This window comes from Microcoleus sp. D3_18_C4, assembly GCF_036702355.1.
GTDB lineage: Bacteria > Cyanobacteriota > Cyanobacteriia > Cyanobacteriales > Microcoleaceae > Microcoleus.
On record NZ_JAUBTF010000131.1, the window covers coordinates 1 to 5,359 of the forward strand.

At 42.2% G+C, this 5,359-nt stretch carries 4 protein-coding genes and 1 pseudogene; all 5 read right to left on the reverse strand.

The features are described 5' to 3' along the window. Nucleotides 1-168: 168 nt before the first annotated feature. A complete protein-coding gene (locus QUA90_RS29850) occupies nucleotides 169-603 on the reverse strand; it encodes a hypothetical protein (RefSeq protein ID WP_333448734.1) in 435 nt (144 codons plus the stop codon). Nucleotides 604-719: 116 nt separating this feature from the next. Next, complete coding sequence (locus QUA90_RS29855) at nucleotides 720-1,100, reverse strand: response regulator (RefSeq protein ID WP_333448735.1); 381 nt, start codon at nucleotides 1,098-1,100, stop codon at nucleotides 720-722. A 57-nt stretch (nucleotides 1,101-1,157) separates the two neighbouring features. After that, nucleotides 1,158-4,592: a PAS domain S-box protein gene (locus QUA90_RS29860; protein WP_333448736.1), complete on the reverse strand. Its 3,435-nt coding sequence runs from the start codon at nucleotides 4,590-4,592 to the stop codon at nucleotides 1,158-1,160. Nucleotides 4,593-4,666: 74 nt separating this feature from the next. After that, a complete protein-coding gene (locus QUA90_RS29865) occupies nucleotides 4,667-5,107 on the reverse strand; it encodes a response regulator (protein ID WP_445300156.1) in 441 nt (146 codons plus the stop codon). Next, nucleotides 5,105-5,275: pseudogene (locus QUA90_RS29870) on the reverse strand (response regulator); the annotation flags it as partial. The gene QUA90_RS29865 and the pseudogene QUA90_RS29870, both read right to left, overlap by 3 nt. Nucleotides 5,276-5,359 lie beyond the last annotated feature (84 nt).

Consider the following 5,359-nt stretch of genomic DNA (forward strand, 5'->3'; position numbering starts at 1 on the left):
TTATATTTAACTCACCTTGAATATATCGATCGCTCCTGCTAGTGGTCTGCGATCAATTATTCAGCAAACCCTAATTAGGTAGTTGCAAAGTGTTCATTTTTTTTGTTGATTATAAATCAATTTTTGGGTTGCCCATCGGGTCTCAAATACTGATCTTTAAGCAATCGCTCAAAGATGTGTATTTGAGACTTGAATCCGAACTTTGGATGGCGGAATTCTCAACTCTTTAGCAAGCTGAATGGTTAAACCATCCGAGTGTATTTCAGTCCCATAGATTTCAGGATGTACGCGGTGGGGCAAGGGGATGAGACTTTGAAATCCACTAGGAAGGAAATAACCTCCTACTCCTGCAGCTTCAGTAGGTTGACCTTGGATTAAAACAGTTTCTGGAGTTATGTGGAGATTCAATTTGACAATATGAATGTCAGGAATGTGAACTTTAAGGATCAGTGTCAGCTTCTTTTCTTGAATTTTAATACCTGCGATCGGTGTTTCCTCTGTATGAGCAATCCAAAGTGTGGATTGCTGACAACCAGTGGGAAAACGGGAAAATGAACCTGCGAGATCCTGATTTATATCATTCAAAGCCTGAAAAGCATTCATTGAGTCTCCTCCTAATGCAAAGAACTTTTAGCTGCATAACAGGAGACTAAATAACAACGGTAAGGAATTGGTAAAGATTCCGTTATTGTTACAAAAGTTCACAAAAATGGTGAAAGTCAATCATCCCATCCCAAAATCTCTGCTACTTCTTCCGTCAGGGTGATGGGTTGGATCGGTTTGGAAATTACCCCAGCTACCGCCATCTGGGCAAATTTAGCCCGATCGCTGGGCAAAACTTTCGCTGTCAGCAGAATCACTGGAATCGATCGGGTAATCGGATCGGACTGGAGGATCTCGTACACGGCAAACCCATCCATTCCCGGCATAGATACATCCAGCAAAATGGCGTTAGGTTGTTGTATTTGCACTATTTGTAAACATTCCTCTCCCGATCCTGCCCCCACTGTTTTCCATCCGCCTAAATCTTCTAAGCAGGCTTGCACAAGTTCCCGAAGGTGTTCTTCATCGTCAACAACTAGAATTTGTCTGTCTGTCATGGGATTTTGAATTGGAGAATTTGGATTTGGGATGGATGCTACAGATTAATCTGAGCATTATTCAATGATGGGTAAGGGTAGGGTGAAGCACAATGTGCTGCCTTCACCTAAGATACTTTCGGCCCAGATTTTGCCGCCATGCTGCTCAACAATACTACGACAAATTGCTAAACCTAAACCGGTGCCTCCTTTTTCACGGGAGTCAGAAGCATCGACTTGCTGAAATCGACCAAAAATGAGTTCTAGTTTATCGGCAGGAATGCCTCGTCCGCGATCGCTAACTTGGAACAGCACAAAGTCTGTCTGGTTTTCGGCACTCAGATGAATTGTGGTATCGGCAGGTGAGAATTTAATTGCATTACTGAGCAAATTTGTTAAGGTTTGGACGATCGCATCTCTTGTTGCCCAGACTTCGGCATCCGTGGGGGTAACGATTAATGATATCTGCTGTTGAGTAGCGATCGCCTGAATGCAATCTACTGCTTGCTGCATCAAATCTGCAGCTTTGCAAACAGTTTTCTCCACAATTGCCCGCCCGGAGTCTAGGCGCTCCAAATCTAAAATATCATTAACCAGGTTCACTAAACGATTGGTATCGAGGAGGGCAATTTCAATCATGCGTCTAGATTTTTCGGGCTTTTTATCATAAACCCCACTTTTTATTAGTCCCAATGACATTTGAATTCCTGTCAAAGGAGTGCGAAGTTCATGGCTGACAATCCCAATGAACTCATCTTTAATGTGTTCGAGCCTTTGTCGTTCGGTAATATCTTCCCCAATGCTGATAGTTCCAATGATGTTTCCCTCTGAATCTTTCAGCATGGTATTGTTCCACGCAATGAACCGTTCCTCACCCGATTTGGTCACAATAAAATTTTGATAATAGGGATGAAAATTATGGGCTAAAACTTCCGAAAAAACAAATTTAACTGATTCTTGAAGAGAAGCGGGTAAGAAGTTTTCAAACCAGTTTTTTCCAATAACTTCCGGGTTAGTATATCCCGTAATTTTTAAGAAATAAGGATTAACGTAATTGACATTTCCCTCTATATTAAGTCCGACAACAATCAACTGCACGTTATCCAAGAGCGATCGCCAGCGTCGTTCGGCTTCTCGGATCGTGGCTTCGGCTTGCTTACGTTCTTGCAGTTCTAGGTGAAGTTGTTGGTAGAGTTTGGATTGCTGAATGGCGATCGACAATTGGCTGGCAATCTGTTCAAGTAATTCTATTTCCCAGGATTCCCATTGACGAGGTGCCGTATTTTGGTATATAGCTAACAAACCCCAGAGATTTTCTCTCAAAAATATCGGGAAAACTGCATAACTTTTTGCTTGGAATTGTTCCACTAGCTCGATATGACAGGGTTGAAGTTCAGCGCTGTAAATATTATTAATAACAAAATTTTCATGATTGCGGAATCGACCGCCGTGAGTTTCTTGCAGATAGGTATCTGCACAATTTTTTTGGAGATCGCTTCCTATCAGTTTTACCCAATCCTCACCAACTGACTCCACGACAAAATCACCACTCCAATCAGGATTAAAGCGGTAAATGGCAGTGCGATCGGTGTGTAATGTCTGCCTGATTTCAGTAACAGCAGTATTTAGAACGGCATTCAGATCCAAAGATTGGCGAATCCCTTGAGTAATCCTCCATAGCAAATGTTCCTTTCGGGATTTCTGTAGTAAGGCTGCTTCCGCCTCTTGTCGAACTTCTTCGAGGTGCTTCGCTACTGTGATATCTTGATGAACTGCCACCAGAACATCGCCATAGTCTGAATGCTTGAATACACAGCAAGTCGCACTACACCAAAATGGAGTCCCATCTTTCTTGACATTATGAACTTCATAGCTAAATTCACCCCTTTGTAAAACGGCAGACCGAATGGCTTGATTTACATCTTCAGGACTCGCCGATGCGCTGCCATAGTTGAGAATTGAAACGTGCTGACCGTTGAGTTCGCCAAAGTCATAGCCAAACATCTGCTCAAATTTAGGGTTGGCATAGACAATAACTGCATTATCTGTTCTTACTAAACAAATGCCTTCGGCCATGTTGCGGGTAATGACAGCCTGAAGTTCCAGCATTTGTTCGGCTTGTTTAAGTTTAGTCAGATCGCGCAGACTAACGATTACCCCTACAATATTTTCGCCTGCATCACGTAAAGGAATATAAGTAACGCTCAAAAATTGCCGGACTAAATTGGGAGAATCAAACCAGTTTTCATGCTGAATTTTTTCTCCTGCCAAACATCTGTCTAACCGAGGTTTTATCATATTATCGAACACGTCTGCATCCAGGATATTCCTAACAGACTTTCCGATAACTTCGCTTTCAGATTTGTTGCACCAAGTTAAATAAGCTGGATTGACTATTTGATAAATATAGTTGCGATCCATCAACACAATCCCATCTGTTGTATTGAAGACGATGCGTTCATATTGGCGGAAGGCTTCTTCAGTACGTTTGCGCTCGGTGATATCAAATACGCTAGAACGACTCATCATGAAGTTACCTGCTTCATCATAAATTGCTGTAGCATTTAGGTTGAGCCAAATGAGTTTTCCGTTTTTATTCAACATCTGAAACTCTAAATTATTGATGTACCCTTGTTGTTTAAATACTGGAAAGTTGTGATAAAAAATATTTTTACTTTCAAGTGTCATTAAATCAACAAATTTTTTTTTGTTTACGATTTCATCGCGGGTATAGCCTAACCACTTCAGTTCCGTATCATTAATCATAATTATTGTTCCTGCTGCATCTAGGGAATGATAGCCACAGGGAGCACTATTATATAGGTCTTCAACTTGATTGATATATTGTTGCAAGCTATGGTTGACTTCAGTGAGTTCGGCTGTCCGTTCTCTGACTCGTTGTTCGAGTTCAGTATTGAGTTGTTGTAAGGCAATTTCTGCTTGTTGGCGCTCCCTCAGTTCCGTTTGTACTTGCTCAAATAAATTAGCTTGCTGAATGGCAATTCCAGCTTGAGTTGCTAGCTGTCGCATGAGTTCAATTTCTGATGGTTGCCATTCACGAGGTTCTGTACACTGATGGGCAATCAATAATCCCCAAAGTTCTTCTCCCTTAAGGATAGGAATAACCAGGCTAGCTGTAACGTGAAAATTTGGCAGGAATTCCCGGTGATAAGTATCAATTTCGGCAGTATAAGTATCAGATTTAGAGGTTAATAAGCCTTGTTTGAAGGGTTCGATATAGCTTTCAGCAAAGCAAGGCTCCTGTATCTGAGTGGATAAGATTGATCTCCATTCTGAACCAACTGACTCTACCACCACCTTTCCGCTCCAGTCGGGAGCAAATTGGAAGATAATTACGCGATCGCATTGCAGAATGTTTCTGAGGTCAGTTACCGTAGTGTTGAGAATATCTTCTAGTTTAAGGGATGCGGAGAGAGAAAGTGCTGTTTTAGCCAGGATTGGCTGTGGCTGTTGTTGCCATTTCCCATAATCTTCATCAGTAGGTTCTATCATTAATCTACTTAATTAATTACATTTTTTCCATTGAGGCAAAAACCGGGTTTTTAGCCCTCGTGCGTAAGTTCTATTTAAGTATTCCCAGGCTGAAATACAGGACGAGCGCGCTTGATTCGGCTGAGTACCCGCGTGACTAATTCAGGCCCTAGTACCGGCTTGGTAATAAAATCATCAGCTCCCGCTGCAAAGGCTTGTTGGAGAGATTCTGGATCGGTATGGGCTGTCACCACCAAAATCGGTAAATTTTCCCATTGGATATCCTGTCGGACTACCTGACACAATTCTAAGCCGCTGACGATCGGCATTTCTAGATCCAGCACTACTAAATCGGGCTTAGTGCTAATTAACACCTCCCAAAATTGCTGTGGTTCTTTAAGAATTGTCACCTCAATTCCCCAAGGAGTCAGTAACGCTGATAATTTAACCAGCATCACAGGGTCATCATCTACGATTAAGACTTTGGCTTCTGAAGTTTTGGGACTGGGTAAAACACGGGCGATGGCTCGAAAAATTTGCTCAGTGGTTGCAGGTTTGTGGAGAAATTGCTTAGCACCTAAGCGCGATACTGCCAAGCGATCGGCAAGGCTATCTCGTCCGGTAAAAACGATTATAGGAAGAGTAGGCGATCGCTCGCTCAGTTCTCGCAGTAGCGTCAATCCATCTTCCTCTGTCTCTGCAAAGCTTAAATCTAGTACAGCTCGGCGTAAGTAGACAGACTATATTTGTGGTAGAATAACATAGTTAGTTTAGACCAGTTTCGGTAG